Annotated in this window: 19 protein-coding genes; 2 read left to right on the plus strand and 17 right to left on the minus strand. The window is 64.2% G+C overall.

What is annotated here, in order from left to right; translation table 11 throughout:
- Positions 1–52 precede the first annotated feature (52 nt).
- From FG93_RS18010 to FG93_RS18090, 17 genes are all read right to left on the minus strand, one after another.
- The gene (locus FG93_RS18010; protein ID WP_043236783.1) at positions 53–811 is read right to left on the minus strand and encodes a biotin--[acetyl-CoA-carboxylase] ligase; all 759 of its coding nucleotides are present in this window, start codon (positions 809–811) and stop codon (positions 53–55) included.
- Between the two features lie 13 nt (positions 812–824).
- Complete coding sequence (gene nuoN, locus FG93_RS18015) at positions 825–2,252, minus strand: NADH-quinone oxidoreductase subunit NuoN (protein ID WP_043236784.1); 1,428 nt, start codon at positions 2,250–2,252, stop codon at positions 825–827.
- A 12-nt stretch (positions 2,253–2,264) separates the two neighbouring features.
- A complete protein-coding gene (locus FG93_RS18020; RefSeq protein ID WP_043236914.1) occupies positions 2,265–3,776 on the minus strand; it encodes an NADH-quinone oxidoreductase subunit M in 1,512 nt (503 codons plus the stop codon).
- Between the two features lie 4 nt (positions 3,777–3,780).
- Positions 3,781–5,814 carry an NADH-quinone oxidoreductase subunit L gene (gene nuoL, locus FG93_RS18025; protein ID WP_043236785.1) on the minus strand — a complete coding sequence of 678 codons (2,034 nt, stop codon included), beginning with the start codon at positions 5,812–5,814 and terminating at the stop codon, positions 3,781–3,783.
- Between the two features lie 27 nt (positions 5,815–5,841).
- Positions 5,842–6,150 carry an NADH-quinone oxidoreductase subunit NuoK gene (gene nuoK, locus FG93_RS18030; RefSeq protein WP_043236787.1) on the minus strand — a complete coding sequence of 103 codons (309 nt, stop codon included), beginning with the start codon at positions 6,148–6,150 and terminating at the stop codon, positions 5,842–5,844.
- A complete protein-coding gene (locus FG93_RS18035) occupies positions 6,147–6,770 on the minus strand; it encodes an NADH-quinone oxidoreductase subunit J (protein WP_043236788.1) in 624 nt (207 codons plus the stop codon). The genes nuoK and FG93_RS18035 overlap by 4 nt, the downstream gene beginning before the upstream one ends.
- A 181-nt stretch (positions 6,771–6,951) precedes the next feature.
- Positions 6,952–7,440 (minus strand): NADH-quinone oxidoreductase subunit NuoI, encoded by a 489-nt coding sequence (gene nuoI, locus FG93_RS18040; protein WP_043236790.1) that lies wholly within the window; start codon positions 7,438–7,440, stop codon positions 6,952–6,954.
- A gap of 22 nt (positions 7,441–7,462) precedes the next feature.
- Complete coding sequence (locus FG93_RS18045; protein ID WP_043236791.1) at positions 7,463–7,705, minus strand: hypothetical protein; 243 nt, start codon at positions 7,703–7,705, stop codon at positions 7,463–7,465.
- On the minus strand, positions 7,705–8,724 hold the full coding sequence (gene nuoH, locus FG93_RS18050) for an NADH-quinone oxidoreductase subunit NuoH (RefSeq protein ID WP_043236792.1): 1,020 nt from the start codon (positions 8,722–8,724) through the stop codon (positions 7,705–7,707). The genes FG93_RS18045 and nuoH overlap by 1 nt, the downstream gene beginning before the upstream one ends.
- A gap of 6 nt (positions 8,725–8,730) precedes the next feature.
- Positions 8,731–10,794 carry an NADH-quinone oxidoreductase subunit NuoG gene (nuoG, locus tag FG93_RS18055; protein ID WP_043236794.1) on the minus strand — a complete coding sequence of 688 codons (2,064 nt, stop codon included), beginning with the start codon at positions 10,792–10,794 and terminating at the stop codon, positions 8,731–8,733.
- A 4-nt stretch (positions 10,795–10,798) separates the two neighbouring features.
- Positions 10,799–12,103 (minus strand): NADH-quinone oxidoreductase subunit NuoF, encoded by a 1,305-nt coding sequence (gene nuoF / locus FG93_RS18060; RefSeq protein ID WP_043236795.1) that lies wholly within the window; start codon positions 12,101–12,103, stop codon positions 10,799–10,801.
- 8 nt (positions 12,104–12,111) lie between these two features.
- Positions 12,112–13,056, minus strand: coding sequence for an NADH-quinone oxidoreductase subunit NuoE (nuoE, locus tag FG93_RS18065; RefSeq protein WP_052513905.1), 945 nt, complete (start codon positions 13,054–13,056; stop codon positions 12,112–12,114).
- Positions 13,056–14,246 (minus strand): NADH-quinone oxidoreductase subunit D, encoded by a 1,191-nt coding sequence (locus tag FG93_RS18070; RefSeq protein WP_043236797.1) that lies wholly within the window; start codon positions 14,244–14,246, stop codon positions 13,056–13,058. The genes nuoE and FG93_RS18070 overlap by 1 nt, the downstream gene beginning before the upstream one ends.
- Before the next feature lie 2 nt (positions 14,247–14,248).
- On the minus strand, positions 14,249–14,683 hold the full coding sequence (locus tag FG93_RS18075) for a GFA family protein (protein WP_043236798.1): 435 nt from the start codon (positions 14,681–14,683) through the stop codon (positions 14,249–14,251).
- 5 nt (positions 14,684–14,688) lie between these two features.
- Positions 14,689–15,294, minus strand: a complete 606-nt coding sequence (locus FG93_RS18080; RefSeq protein ID WP_043236800.1) for an NADH-quinone oxidoreductase subunit C — start codon at positions 15,292–15,294, stop codon at positions 14,689–14,691.
- Between the two features lie 74 nt (positions 15,295–15,368).
- Positions 15,369–15,953: an NADH-quinone oxidoreductase subunit B family protein gene (locus FG93_RS18085; protein ID WP_043236802.1), complete on the minus strand. Its 585-nt coding sequence runs from the start codon at positions 15,951–15,953 to the stop codon at positions 15,369–15,371.
- Positions 15,954–16,018: 65 nt separating this feature from the next.
- Positions 16,019–16,399 carry an NADH-quinone oxidoreductase subunit A gene (locus tag FG93_RS18090; protein WP_043236915.1) on the minus strand — a complete coding sequence of 127 codons (381 nt, stop codon included), beginning with the start codon at positions 16,397–16,399 and terminating at the stop codon, positions 16,019–16,021.
- A 242-nt stretch (positions 16,400–16,641) separates the two neighbouring features.
- Here FG93_RS18090 and FG93_RS18095 point away from each other — a divergent pair, with 242 nt between their 5' ends.
- Together FG93_RS18095 and FG93_RS31285 are read left to right on the plus strand one after the other, a co-directional pair.
- Complete coding sequence (locus tag FG93_RS18095; RefSeq protein WP_043236803.1) at positions 16,642–16,965, plus strand: HdeA/HdeB family chaperone; 324 nt, start codon at positions 16,642–16,644, stop codon at positions 16,963–16,965.
- A gap of 64 nt (positions 16,966–17,029) precedes the next feature.
- The gene (locus FG93_RS31285; RefSeq protein ID WP_052513906.1) at positions 17,030–17,659 is read left to right on the plus strand and encodes a D-Ala-D-Ala carboxypeptidase family metallohydrolase; all 630 of its coding nucleotides are present in this window, start codon (positions 17,030–17,032) and stop codon (positions 17,657–17,659) included.
- Positions 17,660–17,665: the final 6 nt, after the last annotated feature.

Here is a 17,665-nt window from a genome sequence, read left to right on the forward strand (position 1 = left end):
ATGAAGGCCGTGGAAGAGCGACAGGAGCCGCTCTGGGACAGACGTGGGCCGATCAGCCGGGTAGGCCGAAATAGAGATCGCCTGCGTCAACCAGATGTCGCGCGCCTGCGACATCGAGCTCAAGCCTGCCCGAAGCATCGAGGCCGAGGAAACGGCCACTCAGCGGGCCCTCCGCCAGGCGCAGGGTGATGGTCTCGCCGAGGAATGCCGCACGTTCGAGCCAGGCTGCGCGAGTCGGGCCAAAACCGCCCGGCAATGACCAGGCGTTGAAGCGGGCAACCCAGGCGTCACTGAGCGCGGCCAGCAGGGCTTCGATACTGGCAGCCGCGCCTTCGGCCTTCAGGAAGGTCGCGGGATAGGGGGTGTCGTCCGGCCGGCTGGCGACATTGATGCCCATGCCGATGGTCACTGCAAAGCGCCCCGCCCGGCTCTCGCCCTCCAGCAGGAGACCCGCCGTCTTGGCGCGGTCGATCAGCAGGTCATTGGGCCATTTCAGAGCAAGGCGCGGAGCAGAAAGGCCGGTGACTTTGGCTGCGGCGTCATGCAAGGCGAGACCCGCAACAAAGCCGAGCTGCGGCGCCAGCGCCGGTTCGCAGGGCTGCACGAGCAGGAGGCTGGCGTAGAGATTTCCTGGCGGAGAGCCCCAGTTGCGGCCGTGACGGCCTCGCCCGGCGCTTTGGCTGCGAGCCACGATCCAGAGTGAACCAGGGTCGCCCTGGTCTAAGGCACGACGCGCCTCCTCCATGGTCGAGCCGACCGCGTCCCGCACGATCAGTCGGTAGCCGGCGGCGCGCGCCGCCTCGCCGAGCACGCCGCCCGCCCCCTTAGAACAGCGACTTGGCGGCGGCGGCAGCCGAGTCGAACAGCGGAGCCGGCAGGAACGAGAGCATCAGCACGAACAGGGTCGAGACCAGCAGCACGCCGCGCACGCCGATGTCCCCCTTCTCGAAGGCCGGCTTCGCCTCATCGAAATACATCACCTTGATGATGCGCAGGTAGTAGTAGGCACCGACCACGCTGGTCACGACGCCGATCACCGCAAGCGCGTAGAGCTTGGCATCGATCGCGGCAGCGAAAACGTAGAACTTCGCCCAGAAGCCGGCCAGCGGCGGGATGCCGGCGAGCGAGAACATCATCATCGCCAGCGCGAAGGCCATCCAGGGATTGGTGCGCGAGAGCCCGGCAAGCTCGGAGATGTCTTCGACCGGCTTGCCGTCGCGACGCATCATCAGAACGCAGGCGAAGGCGGCAAGCGTGGTGGCGAGATAGATTGCCATATAGGTCATCACGCCCTGGACGCCGGCCGCCGTTCCCGTCGCGAGGCCGACCAGGGCGTAGCCCATATTGGCGATCGAGGAATAGGCGAGCAGGCGCTTGATGTTGCGTTGCCCGATGGCGGCGAAGGCACCGAGCGCCATCGAGGCGATCGACATGAAGATGATGATCTGCTGCCAGTCATGCAGCGCGCCCGGGAAGGCCCCGACGAAGATGCGAACCATCATCGCCATCGCAGCCATCTTGGGAGCAGTGGCGAAGAAGGCGGCAACCGGCGTCGGCGCGCCCTCATAGACGTCCGGCGTCCACATATGGAAGGGCACGGCCGAGATCTTGAAGGCAAGGCCGGCGGCAACGAAGACGATGCCGAAGATCAGCCCGAGGCCGACATGCTCGCCATGGATCGCCTGGGCGATACCGGAATAGGTCACAGTACCGGTGAAGCCGTAAACCAGCGAGCTGCCATAGAGCAGCATGCCCGAGGACAGTGCGCCGAGGACGAAATATTTCAGGCCCGCTTCGGTTGACCTGGTGTTGTCGCGGTCGAAGGCGGCGACGACATAGAGCGCGAGGCTCTGCAGCTCGAGACCAACATAAAGGCCAATCAGGTCGCTCGCCGAGATCATCATCATCATGCCGATCGTGGCGAGCACGACCAGCACGGGGAACTCGAAACGCATCGAGCCGTCGCGGCGCATGAAATCGCCTGCGAGCACGATCGCCGCGCCGGCGCCGATCAGTGTCAGCGCCTTCATGAAGCGCGCGAAGCCGTCAGCGACGAACGCGCCGTTGAAGGTCACCGCCTTGCCGGTGCCGGAGAGCACCAGCACGAGCGCAAGCGCGAGCAAGGCAAGCCCGATGACTTCGAGCGCACGGGTCGCGCTCTCGCCGCGAATGGCGCCGTAGAGAACCATGGCGATCGCGCCGATGGCGAGGGTGATTTCCGGCAGAGCTGGGCCGAGAGCGGGCAAGGTCATCGCTGCCAAACCTTACTGTACGACCAGCATCGCCGTTTTCGCGGCGGTGAGTGCGGCCTGATAATTCTTGATGAGGGCTTCGGTCGGCGCGGCAAAGGCGTCGAGGATCGTGCCCGGCGCAATGCCGTACCAGATCGTCAGCACCATCAGCGGAGCGAGAATGACGACCTCGCGGGTGTTGAGATCGGTGATGTTCTTGAGCTCCGGCTTCACCAGTTCGCCGAACACGACGCGGCGATAGAGCCAGAGCGCATAGCCGGCCGAGAGGATGACGCCGAAGGCCGCGAAGAAAGCGACCCAGGGATTGGCCTTGAAGGCTCCCAAGATGGTCAGGAACTCGCCGACGAAACCTGCCGTGCCGGGGAGCCCGACATTGGCCATGGTGAAGACCATGAAGGCGACCGCGTAACGCGGCATCCGGTTGACCAGCCCGCCATAGGCCGCGATCTCGCGGGTATGCATGCGGTCATAGATCACGCCGACGCAAAGGAAGAGCGCGCCCGAGACCAGCCCGTGGCTGACCATCTGGAACATCGCACCCTGGATGCCCTGCGGCGTCAGCGTGAACAGGCCCATGGTGACGAAACCCATATGGGCGACCGACGAGTAGGCGATCAGCTTCTTGATGTCCTCCTGCATCAGCGCCACCAGGGAGGTGTAGATGATGGCGATGACGGAGAGCGCGAAGACGAGCGGCGCAAACATCGCCGAGGCTTCCGGGAACATCGGGATCGAGAAGCGGATGAAGCCGTAGCCACCCATCTTAAGCAGGATCGCAGCCAGGATGACGGAGCCCGCGGTCGGCGCCTCGACGTGGGCGTCAGGCAGCCAAGTATGGACCGGCCACATCGGCATCTTCACGGCGAAGGACGCGAAGAAGGCGAGCCAGAGCCAGGGCTGCATCGAGACCGGGAACTTATGCGCAAGCAGCGTCGGGATGTCGGTGGTGCCGGCATTCCAGTACATCGCCATCAGTGCGAGCAGCATCAGCACCGAGCCGAGCAGCGTGTAGAGGAAGAACTTGTAGGACGCGTAGACGCGACGCTTGCCGCCCCAGATGCCGATGATCAGGAACATCGGGATCAGGCCGGCCTCGAAGAACACGTAGAACAGCACGAGATCGAGCGCGACGAAGACACCGATCATCAGCGTCTCAAGGATCAGGAACGCGACCATGTACTCGCGAACCCGCTTCTCAACCGAGGTCCAGGACGCGAGGATGCAGAACGGCATCAAGAAGGCGGTCAGCACCACGAACGGGAACGAGAAACCGTCGACGCCGAGCTTGTACTTGATCGCATCCGAGACCCAGCCATGGGTCTCGACCATCTGGAAGGCCGGATTGGCCGAGTCGAACCGGCCCCATGCCACCAGCGACAGGATAAAGGTCGCGATCGTCGCTGCCAGGGCGACATAGCGTGCGTTGGAGCTGACCGAAGCCTCGTCGCCGCGCTGCGCCAGGATGAAGGCGGCGCCGACGAGCGGCAGGACGAGAAGACCGGTGAGGATACCGAAACCGAACATCATCTCACCCGCGAGTCAGCAAATACCAGGTCACCAGGCCCGCGACGCCGATCAGCATGGCGAAGGCATAGTGATAGACGAAACCGGTCTGGAGCCGGACGACACGGTTGGTGACATCGACCACGCGAGCCGAGACGCCATCGGGGCCGAAACCGTCGATGATGAAGCCGTCGCCCTTCTTCCAGAGGAAGCGGCCGAGCCATTTCGCCGGCCGAACGAACAGGAAGTCGTAGATCTCGTCGAAATACCACTTGTTGAGCAGGAACCGGTACAGGACGGGGTTCGCCTTCGCGAGCTTGCCTGGCACGTCCGGGCGCAGCACGTAGCAGTAGAGCGCACCGACGAAGCCGAGCACCATCGCGATGAAGGGCGAGGCCACGACCCAGCCGGGAACCTCGTGCATCGCGTGCAGGATATGGTTGTCCTTGCCGGTAAACAGCGAAGCCTTCCAGAAATGCTCGTAGTCATGACCGATGAAGGCTTCCTTGAACGCGAAGCCAGCGGCAATGGCACCGAGCCCGAGCAGGGCAAGCGGCACGAGCATGCTGAGCGGACTCTCGTGCGGCTGGTGCGCGTGATGGCCGTGATCGTCATGACCATGTCCGGCATGCGCGTGGTCATCGTGGCCATGGGCGTGTGCAGCATGGGCGTGGTCGTTGTGACCATGCGCGTCATGGCCGTGGCCGGCCCAGCGCGGACGGCCCTCGAAGGTCATGAAATACAGCCGCCAGGAGTAGAACGACGTGAAGCAGGCAGCCACGACCAGCAGCACGAAGGCGTAATCGGTGGCGAAGCCATGCTTGGCCGCAAAGGCGCTTTCGATGATCGCGTCCTTCGAGAAGTACCCGGCGAAGAAGGGGAAGCCGGTCAGCGCCAGCGTGCCGATCGTCATCGCCGCCGCGGTGAAGGGTATGTGCTTCCGCAGGCCGCCCATATGGCGCATGTCCTGTTCGTGGTGCATCGCGTGGATGACCGAGCCGGCCCCGAGGAACAGCAGCGCCTTGAAGAAGGCGTGGGTGAAGAGGTGGAAGATGCCGGCGGAATAAGCTCCGACGCCGAGCGCGACGAACATGTAGCCGAGCTGCGAGCAGGTCGAATAGGCGATGACGCGCTTGATGTCGTTCTGCACCAGACCGACCGTCGCCGCGAAGAAGGCCGTGGTTGCGCCGATGACAACGACGACGGTCATCGCGACCGGCGCATATTCGAAGATCGGCGACAGACGCGCCACCATGAAGACGCCGGCGGTGACCATGGTCGCGGCATGAATCAGCGCCGAGACCGGGGTCGGGCCTTCCATCGCGTCAGGCAGCCAGGTGTGCAGCAGGAACTGCGCCGACTTGCCCATCGCGCCCATGAACAGCAGCAGGCAGGTCAGGGTCAGCGCGTTCCACTCATAGCCGAGGAACCGGAAGGTCTGGCCGGTCAGTTCGCCCGCCTTCGGGAAGATGCTGTCGAAGGTGACCGAGCCGAACAGCACGAAGACCAGGGCGAGGCCGAGGAGGAAACCGAAATCGCCGACGCGGTTGACGACGAAGGCCTTGATCGCGGCCGCGTTCGCCGAGGGCTTCTGGTACCAGAAACCGATCAGCAGATAGGAGGCGAGACCGACGCCTTCCCAGCCGAAGAACATCTGGACGAGATTGTCCGCCGTCACCAGCATCAGCATCGCGAAGGTGAAGAGCGAGAGATAGGCGAAGAAGCGCGGCCGGTGCGGATCCTCGTGCATGTAGCCGATGGAATAGAGGTGCACGAGCGAGGAGACGGTGTTGACGACGACCAGCATGACCGCAGTCAGCGTGTCGATGCGGAAAGCCCAGTCGACGCGCAGATCGGCGGAGGCGAGCCAGGTCGCGACCTGGACACGCGTGGTGCCCGCGCCGAAGCCGACATTGAAGAAGGCGATCCAGGACAGGACCGCCGAGACCATCAACAGCGAGGTGGTGACGATCTCCGAGGCGCGTGATCCGATCAGCCGGCCGAAGAGGCCGGCAATCAGGAAGCCGAGGAGCGGGAGGAAGACGATCGCGTGATACATGGCAGCTAGCAGGGCGCGCAGGCGCGCTCAGCCTTTCATCATGTTGATGTCTTCCACCGCGATGGTGCCGCGATTTCGGAAGTAGACGACAAGAATGGCGAGGCCGATCGCGGCTTCAGCCGCCGCGACAGTCAGCACCAGGAGCGCAAAGACCTGGCCGACGAGATCGTTCATGAACGACGAGAAGGCCACGAAGTTGATGTTGACCGCGAGCAGGATGAGCTCGATCGACATCAGGATGACGATGACGTTCTTGCGGTTGATGAAGATGCCGAGCACGCCGAGCGTGAACAGGATCGCGCCGACCGCGAGGTAATGTCCCAGGCCGATCATCAGACGGTCTCCTCAGGCAGGCCGGCGCGCGAGGGCACCTTGCGCACGTCCATCGCGGTTTCCTTGGTGCGGGCGTTCTGGGCGACGACATTCTGGCGCTTGACGCCGGGACGGTCGCGCAGGGTCAGCACGATCGCGCCGATCATGGCGACGAGCAGCACCAGACCGGCCGCCTGGAAGTAATAGACATACTGGGTATAGAGCACCTGCCCGAGTGCCTCGGTGTTGCTGATATTGGTCGGGATTGCAGCAACAGGCGTGCTGACGATCTTCGGATCGATGACCCAGGCGCCGACCACCAGCAGCAGTTCGATCAGGAAGACCAGCCCGACGAGCACCCCGACCGGCAGGTAGTTCAGGAACCCCTGGCGGAACTCGGCGAAATCAACGTCGAGCATCATCACCACGAAGAGGAAGAGCACTGCGACGGCGCCGACATAGACGACGACCAGCAGCATCGCGAGGAACTCGGCCCCGAGCAGCAGGAACAGGCCCGCTGCATTGACGAAGGCCAGGATCAGGAACAGCACCGAATGAACGGGGTTGCGCGACGACACCACCATGAACGCCGAAGCGACGGTGATGCCAGAGAACAGATAGAAGAAAGCCGCTGCGGCGTTCATCTCGGTCAGCCCTTCCGCCCTTGCGGGCGGCCCTCGTTTCAAGCGTGCCCAAGCGAGTCAGGCACAGTTTTGAGCGTCTATAGAGAGGCCCGCCGGACGCGACAACCGCGCGACGCTCCCCATCCCTCGTCATCCCTGCCCACTGACCCGGATGCCCGGAGCGGCGGAGGTCTTCACCGCCTCAGCGATACGGCGCATCCATCGCGATGTTGCGCGCGATCTCGCGCTCCCAGCGATCGCCGTTCGCCAGCAGTTTTGCCTTGTCGTAGAACAGTTCTTCGCGGGTTTCTGTCGCGAACTCGAAGTTCGGTCCCTCGACGATGGCGTCCACCGGGCAGGCTTCCTGGCAGAAGCCGCAATAGATGCACTTCGTCATGTCGATGTCGTAGCGCGTGGTGCGACGCGTGCCGTCATTGCGGCGCGGGCCGGCCTCGATGGTGATGGCCTGGGCCGGGCAGATCGCCTCGCAGAGCTTGCACGCAATGCAGCGCTCCTCGCCATTGGGATAGCGGCGCAGCGCATGCTCGCCGCGGAAGCGCGGCGAAAGCACGCCCTTCTCGAAGGGATAGTTGAGCGTCGCCTTCGGCTTGAAGAAATAGCGCATCGACAGGAAGAACGCCGAAACGAACTCCTTGAGAAGCAGCCCCTTGGCGGCTTGCGCGAGTGACATCGCTCTTTTCCTCTTCACAAACTCAACCGAACAGCACGCGGCCGAGCAGGTAACCCAGAATGGGGAAGAACCCCATGGCGCCGACGAGAAAGACGATCCTGAACAGCCCGATGCGCCGTTCGTAATTGTCCTTCTCCTCGCGTGTCGTCGACGTATCCGTCCGCCGCAGTGCGCGCTCGACGAAGCCTCCGACGACTTTGTAGTCCACCCACCCCAGGACCAGACCGACGGCAGCGCCGATCAGCCCCGCAGTGGATAATTCCATCAGCGCACCGGCCCCCAGCCGGTGATCTGCAGCACCGCCGCCACGACCACCACCGAGGCCAGCGAGAGCGGCAGGAACACCTTCCAGCCCAGCCGCATCAGCTGGTCATAGCGGTAGCGCGGCACGAAGGCCTTCACCATGGCGAACATGAAGAACACCATGCAGATCTTGAGCGCGAACCAGAACACGCCGGGTAGCCAGGTGAAGGGCGCGATCGGGAACGGCGGCAGCCAGCCCCCGAGGAACAGGATCGTGGTCAGCGAGCACATGGTCATGATCGCCACGTATTCGCCGAGCATGAACAGCAGATACGGCGTCGAGGAGTACTCGACCATGAAGCCGGCGACGAGCTCGGACTCTGCTTCCGGCAGATCGAAAGGCGGCCGGTTCGTCTCGGCCAGAGCCGAGATGAAGAAGACGACGAACATCGGGAACAGCGGCAGGAAGAACCAGCGCAGCATGCCCCAGCTCGTGTTCTGTGCCTCCACGATGGCCGACAGGTTCAGCGAGCCGACGCAAAGCAGCACGGTGATGATGACGAAGCCGATCGAGACTTCGTAGGAGACCATCTGGGCCGCCGAGCGCAGGGCGCCGAGGAACGGGTATTTTGAGTTCGAGGCCCAGCCGCCCATGATCACGCCATAGACGCCGAGCGACGAGATCGCGAAAATGTAGAGGACGCCGACATTGATGTCGGCGATCGCCCAGCCATCCGCAACCGGGATGACCGCCCAGGCCGCGAGGGAGAGCACGCAGGAGACCAGCGGGGCAAGCAGGAAGACGCCCTTGTTGGAGCTCGACGGGACGATCGGCTCCTTGAAGACGAATTTCAGCAAGTCGGCGAAACTCTGGAACAAGCCGAAGGGGCCGACCACGTTCGGGCCGCGCCGAAGCTGCACCGCCGCCCAGATCTTGCGGTCCGCCAGCAGGATGAAGGCAATGAAGACGAGCAGGCAAACCAGCAGCAGCAAGCTCTTGCCGAGAATGATCGCGAGATTGAGGACGATATCCCAGTTCATCTGGCCTTACTCCGCCGCCTGCCGCATCCGGCCGGAGGCCAGCGCCGAGCATTCCGCCATCACGGCCGAGGCACGCGCGATCGGGTTGGTCTGGTAGAAATCAGCGACCGGCGAGGCGAAGCCGGCCTTGTCGGTCTTGCCGCCGAGTCCCGCAAGGGCGCCAAGCGAAGAGCCGTCAGCCGCGGGAAGCGTATCGAGCCCGGCGAAATGCGGATGGGCAGCATAGAGTGCCTGGCGCAGCGCCGCGAGCGAGTCGAAGGGCAAGGTCTTGCCGAGCGCGCCTGAGAGCGCCCGCAGGATCGCCCAATCCTCGCGGGCATCGCCCGGCGGGAAGGTGGCACGATCGGTCATCTGCACCCTGCCCTCGGTATTGGCATAGGTGCCGGACTTCTCGGTATAGGCGGCGCCCGGCAGGATGACGTCGGCGCGATGCGCGCCACGGTCGCCATGCGTGCCCTGATAGATCACGAACGCGCCGGCCGGGACTTCGACCTCGTCGGCGCCGAGCAGGAACAGCACGTCGAGCGCGCCGGGCGAAACCATGCCGGCGACATCCAGTGCCCCCTCACCCGGCACGAAGCCGAGATCGAGCGCACCGACGCGGGCGGCTGCCGTGTGCAGCACGCCGAAGCCGTTCCAGCCGTCCTTGACCGCGCCCAGCACCTGCGCCGCCTTGGCGGCGAGAGAGAGGATCGCCTCGCCGTCCGCGCGGGCGAGAGCGCCCTGCCCGACCAGAACCATCGGCTTGTCGCCGGCAGCCGGAGCGCGCTTGACCAGATCGGCCAGCGTCTCAGGACCGGCGCCGAGGTAACCATGGGCGTAGGTCAGATCGGCCTGTTCGCCAATCAGCGAGACCTTGAAGTCACCACGCAGCCAGCGCTTGCGGATGCGGGCATTGAGGATCGGCGCTTCCTTGCGCGGATTGGCGCCGACGATCAGCAGCGAGGTGGCATCCTCGATCCCGGCGATGCCGGCATTGAGGAGGTAGCTGGCGCGGCCATGCTTCGGATGCAGCTTCGCTCCATCCTGGCGGCTGTCGATATTGCTGACGCCAAACGAGGCCATCAGGCTCTTCAGCGCGAAAATCTCCTCGACCGCGGCAAGGTCGCCGACGACCGCGCCGATGCGCTCGGGCCTGGTTGCATTCAGCCTGTCCGCGATCAGCGCAAAGGCCTCGTTCCAGCTTGCCGGCTTCAGCGCGCCGTTCTGCCGGATATAGGGCCGGTCGAGACGCTGCGTACGCAGGCCGTCGACGACATGGCGCGTCTTGTCGGAAATCCACTCCTCGTTCACCGCCTCGTTGACGCGCGGCAGGATGCGCATCACCTCGCGGCCACGCGAATCGACCCGGATAGCGGAGCCGACCGCATCCATCACGTCGACGGATTCGGTCTTGGTCAGCTCCCAGGGCCGCGCCTTGTTCTGGTAAGGCCGCGAGGTCAGCGCGCCGACTGGGCAAAGATCGACGATATTGCCCTGGAGTTCCGAACCCATCGCCTGTTCGAGATAGGTCGTGATCTCCATGTCCTCGCCGCGGCCAATGGCGCCGAGGTCGGTGCCGCCGGCGACTTCGGTGGTGAAGCGGACGCAGCGCGTGCAGTGGATGCAGCGCGTCATCGTCGTCTTCACCAACGGGCCGATATACTTGTCCTCGACCGCGCGCTTGTTCTCGGCATAGCGGGAATTGTCCACGCCATAGGCCATCGCCTGGTCCTGCAGGTCGCATTCGCCGCCCTGGTCGCAGATCGGGCAGTCGAGCGGGTGGTTGATGAGCAGGAACTCCATCACCCCCTCGCGCGCCTTCTTGACCATCGGCGACTTGGTCGAGACGACCGGCAGCTCGCCATTCGGGCCGGGGCGCAGGTCGCGCACGCCGATGGCGCAGGAGGCCTGGGGCTTCGGCGGCCCGCCCTTCACCTCGACGAGGCACATGCGGCAGTTGCCGGCGATCGAGAGCCGCTCATGGAAGCAGAAGCGCGGCACTTCGGCGCCCGCGGCCTCACAGGCCTGGAGCACGGTGTAATCGGCCGGGACGTCGACCTCGATGCCGTCGATGACGAGTTTGGTCATGGTCTTACTCCGCCGCCATCAGCCGCGCCGGCTCGGAATGCGGATTGGCGGCATAATCGTCGATGCGCTTTTCGATCTCGTGACGGAAATGCGCGATCAGGCCCTGGATCGGCCAGGCCGCGGCATCGCCGAGCGCGCAGATCGTGTGGCCTTCGACCTGCTTGGTGACGTCCAGCAGCATGTCGATCTCGCGCTTCTGCGCCCTGCCCTCGGCCATGCGGTTGAGGACGCGCCACATCCAGCCCGTGCCCTCGCGACATGGCGTGCACTGGCCGCAGCTCTCATGCTTGTAGAAATAGCTGATACGGGCAATGGCGCGGACGATATCGGTGGACTTGTCCATGACGATCACGGCGGCGGTGCCGAGGCCCGAGCGCAGCTTCGAGAGCGAGTCGAAGTCCATCGGCGTGTCGATGATCTGCTCGGCAGGCACCATGCGCACGGAGGAGCCGCCGGGGATGACGGCGAGCAGATTGTCCCAGCCGCCACGGATGCCGCCGCAATGGCGGTCGATCAGCTCGCGGAACGGGATGCCCATCACCTCTTCGACGTTGCAGGGCTTGTTCACATGGCCCGAGACGCAGAACAGCTTGGTGCCGACATTATTCGGATTGCCAAGCGAGGAGAACCAGCTCGCGCCGCGGCGCAGGATGGTCGGCGCCACCGCGATCGACTCGACGTTGTTGACGGTAGTCGGGCAGCCGTAGAGGCCGACATTGGCCGGGAATGGCGGCTTCAGGCGCGGCATGCCCTTCTTGCCTTCGAGGCTCTCCAGCAGCGCCGTCTCTTCGCCGCAGATATAGGCGCCGGCGCCGTGATGCACATAGAGATCAAACGGATAGCCGTGCTTGTTGTTCTTGCCGATGAGGTTTGCCGCATAGGCCTCGTCGACGGCGCGCTGCAGCGCCTCGCGCTCGCGGACATATTCGCCGCGAATATAGATGTAGGCCGCATGCGCGCCCATGGCGAAGGAGGCGATCAGGCAGCCCTCGACCAGCGTATGCGGGTCGTTGCGCATGATCTCGCGGTCCTTGCAGGTGCCGGGCTCCGATTCGTCGGCATTGACGACGAGGTAATGCGGACGCCCGTCGTTCTGCTTCGGCATGAACGACCACTTGAGTCCGGTCGGGAACCCGGCGCCGCCGCGCCCGCGCAGGCCCGAGTGCTTCATCTCGTCGATGATCCAATCGCGCCCCTGCTCGAGCAGGAACTTGGTGCCGTCCCAGGCGCCACGCGCCATGGCGCCCTTCAGCGACAGGTCGTGCCGGCCGTAGAGGTTCGTAAAGATGCGGTCGCGATCTGCGAGCATGTCTCGCCTCACTCTTTCGGCTTGTCGCTGGGCTTGGTAGCCCGCGTACGGCGCGCCGGCGCATCGGCCGGCTTCGCAGATTCAGCAACGGCGGCCTTGTCGACCTTGCCGCCAGCTGCCGGCGTGTCCTGAGCCGAACCCGCCGGCTGAGCTGGGGACGAGGGCTTCGGACGGGCAGGAGCCGCCGTTTCGGTCGCGGGCTTGGTCGCGACCGCTGCTGGCGTCGCTTCGGCCGCCTTGGCATCGGCTTCCGCGGCAGCCTTGGCCGCAGCCGCCTCGGCCGCCGCCTTGCGCTGTTCGGCGACGCGAGCCTGCCAGTTGCCCGCGCCGACCATCGAGCCGTCATAGAGGCCCGGATCCTTCAGCGTCTCGCCACCGCCGACCGGTTCCGAGCAGGAGCGGTCGATCTGCGGGCCGGACTTGGTCGGACGATCGTGTCGCAGATCGTCGAGGAGCGCGCGGAAATTCTCGGGCGTCAGGTCTTCGTAATAGTCGAAATTGATCTGCGCCATCGGGGCGTTGCAGCAGGCGCCGAGGCATTCGACCTCGAGCCAGGACAGCTTGCCATCGGCAGAAACGGTCGATTGCGGGCCGATGACGTCCTCGCAGACCTTCTTCAGCGCCTCGGCACCGCGCAGCGCGCAAGGGGTCGTGCCGCAGAGCTGGATGAAGTGAGCTCCGACCGGCTGCAGGTTGAACATGGTGTAGAAGGTCGCGATCTCCAGCACGCGCATCGGTGCCATCGAGAGCTTCTTCGCCACCGCCTCGATCGCGGCGCGCGGAACCCAGCCGTGATGCTGTTCCTGCGCCTTCCACAGCAGCGGAATCACGGCGGAGGCCTGCCGGCCTTCCGGATATTTGGCGATCTGCTGATCAGCCCAGTTCTCGTTCGCCGCGGTGAAGGCGAAGGACGCGGGTTGAACGTGATCGGGCGCGAGACGACGGACGGACATTAGCGGTCCACCTCACCAAAGACGATGTCGAGAGAGCCGAGGATCGCGGAGACGTCCGCCAGCATGTGCTTGCGGCACATGAAATCCATGGCCTGGAGATGGGCGAAGCCCGGAGCCTTGATCTTGCAGCGATAGGGCTGGTTGGTGCCGTCGGAGACGAGATAGACGCCGAACTCGCCCTTCGGCGCCTCGACGGCGGCGTAGACTTCGCCTTCGGGGACCTTGTAGCCCTCGGTGTAGAGCTTGAAATGGTGGATGAGCGCTTCCATCGAGCGCTTCATCTCACCGCGCTTCGGCGGCACCATCTTGCCGTCGAGCGAAGAGACCGGCCCGCCGCCATCGGCCGCCAGCAGCTTTTCGCAGCACTGCTTCATGATGCGCACGGACTGGCGCATTTCTTCCATGCGGATGCAGTAGCGGTCGTAGCAGTCGCCGTTCTTGCCGATGGGGATGTCGAATTCCATCTCCTCGTAGCATTCATAGGGCTGGCTCTTGCGCAGGTCCCAGGCGGCGCCGGAGCCGCGCACCATCACGCCCGAGAACCCCCATTTCCAGCAGGTATCGAGATCGACGACGCCGATATCGACATTGCGCTGCTTGAAGATGCGGTTGTCGGTGAGCAGCCCCTCGAGGTCGTCGCAGACTTTGAGGAAGGGGTCGCACCATTCGGCGATATCGTGGATCAGCGAGGGCGGCAGGTCCTGGTGGACGCCGCCCGGCCGGATATAGGCCGCATGCATGCGCGCGCCGCAGGCCCGCTCATAGAAGATCATCAGCTTCTCGCGTTCCTCGAAACCCCAGAGCGGCGGCGTCAGCGCGCCGACATCCATCGCTTGCGTGGTGACATTGAGGATATGCGAGAGGATGCGGCCGATCTCGGAATAGAGCACGCGGATGAGTTGCCCGCGCCGTGGCACGGTCACCCCCATCAGCTTCTCGACCGCGAGCGAATAAGCATGCTCCTGGTTCATCGGCGCGACATAGTCGAGCCGGTCGAAATAGGGCAGCGCCTGCAGATAGGTCTTGGCCTCGATCAGCTTCTCGGTACCGCGATGCAGCAAGCCGATATGCGGATCGACGCGCTCGACGATCTCACCGTCGAGTTCCAGGACGAGGCGCAGCACACCGTGCGCGGCCGGGTGCTGCGGCCCGAAATTGATCGAGAAATTGCGGATGTTGTGTTCGGTCATTCTCAGCCCGCCTGTTTCGCGGCGAATTCGGCGACGACCTGCGCGCCGGTCTTGCGCGTCCGCTCTCCTGCAAAGACATAGAGGGCTGGCTTCTCGTCGATGAAGATTTCTTCGGTAAAGGTGAAGGACGAAAGGTCGTCGAAGCTCTGCATCGAGACGGCGACATGCCCATCCCCGCCGCGCAGCCGCCAAAACAGGCTGGAGCCGCAGGTCTTGCAGAACACGCGCTCGCCCCAGTCAGAGGACGGGTAGACACCGAGCGCAGTGTCGTCGACGACGGTCACTCCGGTGCAGGGCACGGCCATGAAGGTGCCGCCGCTCCATTTCCGGCACATGCCGCAATGGCAGACATCCATTTCCAGCTTCTCGGGCACGGCCGCAAAACGGACCGCGCCGCAGAGACAGCCTCCGGACAGGGATTTGTCGGCAGCAGCCATCGCGCTCAGGCTCCCTTCGCCTTCTCGTCACCGGGCAGCACGTAATCCGTGCCTTCCCAGGGGCTCAAAAAGTCGAAATTCCTGAATTCCTGGTTGAGCTTCACCGGTTCGTAGACGACCCGCTTCTGTTCGTCGTCATAGCGAACCTCGACGAATCCGGTCAGCGGGAAATCCTTGCGCAGCGGATAGCCCTCAAACCCGTAATCGGTGAGGATACGACGCAGGTCCGGGTGTCCCGAAAACAGGATTCCGTAGAAATCATAGGCTTCGCGCTCGTACCAGTTCGCGGCCGGGAAGATATCGATGATTGACGGAACCGGGGTCGCCTCGTCCGTCTGCACCTTGACCCGGATACGCCGGTTATGGCGCGGTGACAGCAGATGATAGACGACATCGAAGCGCCTTTCGCGCCTCGGATAATCGGCGCCGGCGATATCGGTGAAGTTCACGAAACGAAAGCGCGAATCATCGCGAAGCGTCGCCATGATCTGGACGATCGACGCGGCCTCGGCCTCGATCGTCAACTCCTCGAAGGCGACGACAGCCTTCACGACGGCGCCGGGCAGCGCAGCCTTGATCTCTTCACCGAGTGTCACGAGCTCTTCGCTCATCTCAACCTCAACCTTTTCGCCGCTCGTCTCGTCACGACCGGAGCAATACCCGCCTTGGTGCGATGCGGGGGCGTTTACCGTTCGATCGTGCCTGTGCGCCGAATCTTCTTCTGCAGCAGCAGCACGCCATAGAGCAGCGCTTCCGCAGTCGGCGGGCAGCCGGGAACATAGATGTCGATCGGCACGATCCGGTCGCAGCCGCGCACCACCGAGTAGCTGTAGTGGTAATAACCGCCGCCATTGGCGCAGGAGCCCATCGAGATGACGTAGCGCGGCTCCGGCATCTGGTCATAGACCTTGCGCAGCGCCGGAGCCATCTTGTTGGTCAGCGTACCGGCAACGATCATCACATCCGACTGGCGTGGAGACGCGCGTGGCGCGAAGCCGAAGCGCTCGACATCATAGCGCGGCATCGACATCTGCATCATCTCGACCGCGCAACAGGCGAGGCCGAAGGTCATCCACATCAGCGAGCCGGTCCGGGACCAGTTGATCAGATCGTCGGTCGCCGTGACGAGGAAACCCTTGTCGGCGAGTTCGTTGTTGATCTCGACGAAGAAGGGATCGCGCGCACCCACCGGCTTCCCGTCGGGGCCGAGCAGCCCCCGGGGCGCGGGCGCGACGAGCGGATCGCCGCGGTCGATCGCTGTGATTGCCATGAAACTACCCTTGTGAACCCGTTACCGTCAGATCAACACCGAGGCGGCGCCTCGCGAACCGACAGCTAGTCCCACTCCAATGCGCCCTTGCGCCACTCGTAGACGAAGCCAACGGTCAAGACGCCCAGAAAGATCATCATTGACCAAAAACCATACCAGCCGAGATCGCCGAACGCGACCGCCCATGGGAACAGGAAGGCGACCTCGAGATCGAAGATGATGAACAGGATGGAGACCAGGTAGAAGCGGACATCGAACTTCATGCGCGCGTCATCGAACGCATTGAAACCGCACTCATAGGCGGAGAGCTTTTCAGCGTCCGGCTTGGAAAATGCGACTGCGAACGGCGCGATCAGCAGCGCAAGACCAATGACCATGGAAACGCCGATGAAGATGGCCAGCGGCAGGTAGTCGCTCAGCAAGGACGGTACAGGTAATGCTTGCATGGACAACCTCGCTTCGCGGGCCCAGACCCGCGGCACACGCATCGGCAGTCGATTAGCCCCTACTCTAGAATCACGCAAGGGTTCGCCGCGCCGCACAACCGCGCCACGGCAATGAACCAGGCGCATTGCACGCAATTTTTACCGCAAGATCGATAGCTCGCACCGACCGGCAAGCGCACGGCGCGACAAGATGGTTACGAATCGGCCTAATTGCGGGAATCAGCCGCCCAGGAGCGAGACGCATGGTCCGACCTCTCCACCGTATCGCGGCGCTCGCGACTCTGGCCGGAAGCTTGCTCGCACCCGCCGGCGCTCCGCATGCCGAGGGTATCGACCTCACCCGCGCGACCTGCGCCGATTTCAGCGCAATGACCGGCAACGACCAGAGCCAGCTCGTGCTGTGGCTCGCCGGCTATTATGCGGGCGGTGCGCAGCGTCCGCTGCTCGACGTCGAGAAAGTCACGGCGGCCCCTGCCGAGCTTCTCGCGCTTTGCGGAAAGACGCCGCAGCTTCCACTCGTAGGCGCCGAAACACGTGCCGTCTTCCTGCCAGCGCCGACACCCTGAGATGCCTTTGCCTAAGCCTTTGCCTGCAGGAAATACCAGATCAACCCCGCGGCCCGGCTTCCCATTGCCGCTGCTCGCGATCGTCTTCGCCCTGACGGCGTCCCATGCCAGCGCCGAAGACGGCCAGATGGTGCTGGCGCCGCTGCCGCCCGGACGTCCCTTCGATCTGGACCTGCCGGCAAAGACGGTGACGCCTGTCATCGTCGTCCCTCCCCCGGCTGTCGCTGATCTTGCTCCCACGCCTGTGAGTGCGCAGGTCGATTCTCCCCCTGCTCCGAATTCTCCAGCGGTCACGGAACCTGACGAGGACGAAGGTCCGGAATGGCCGCAGCTGACGCCCGGCCAGAAGGCCGGAGCGGAGCCGGACTTCGATCCGAACGAGAAACCGGACCGGCCGGGCATCTCGACCGACCCTGGCACCTCGACCGCCTGTCTTCCGCAATTGCTCAAGTCGGTTCTTGGCAAGATTGCCGACAAGTACGGAGCCGTGAAGGTGACCTCGACCTGGCGCCCGCCCTGGCGCGCCCGGCGCGGCTCCTATCACAAGCGTTGCGAAGCAATGGATTTCCGCGTGCCCGGCGTGCGGCCGCGGGTCGTGCTCGACTATGCCCGCTCACTGCCAGAGGTCGGCGGCCACAAGGTCTACTGGAACGGACTTATCCACATCGATACGGGACCGCGTCGGCCCTGGTGAGGCCGG

The sequence above is a fragment of the Allobosea sp. LC85 genome (assembly GCF_000735605.1).
Lineage (GTDB): Bacteria > Pseudomonadota > Alphaproteobacteria > Rhizobiales > Beijerinckiaceae > Allobosea.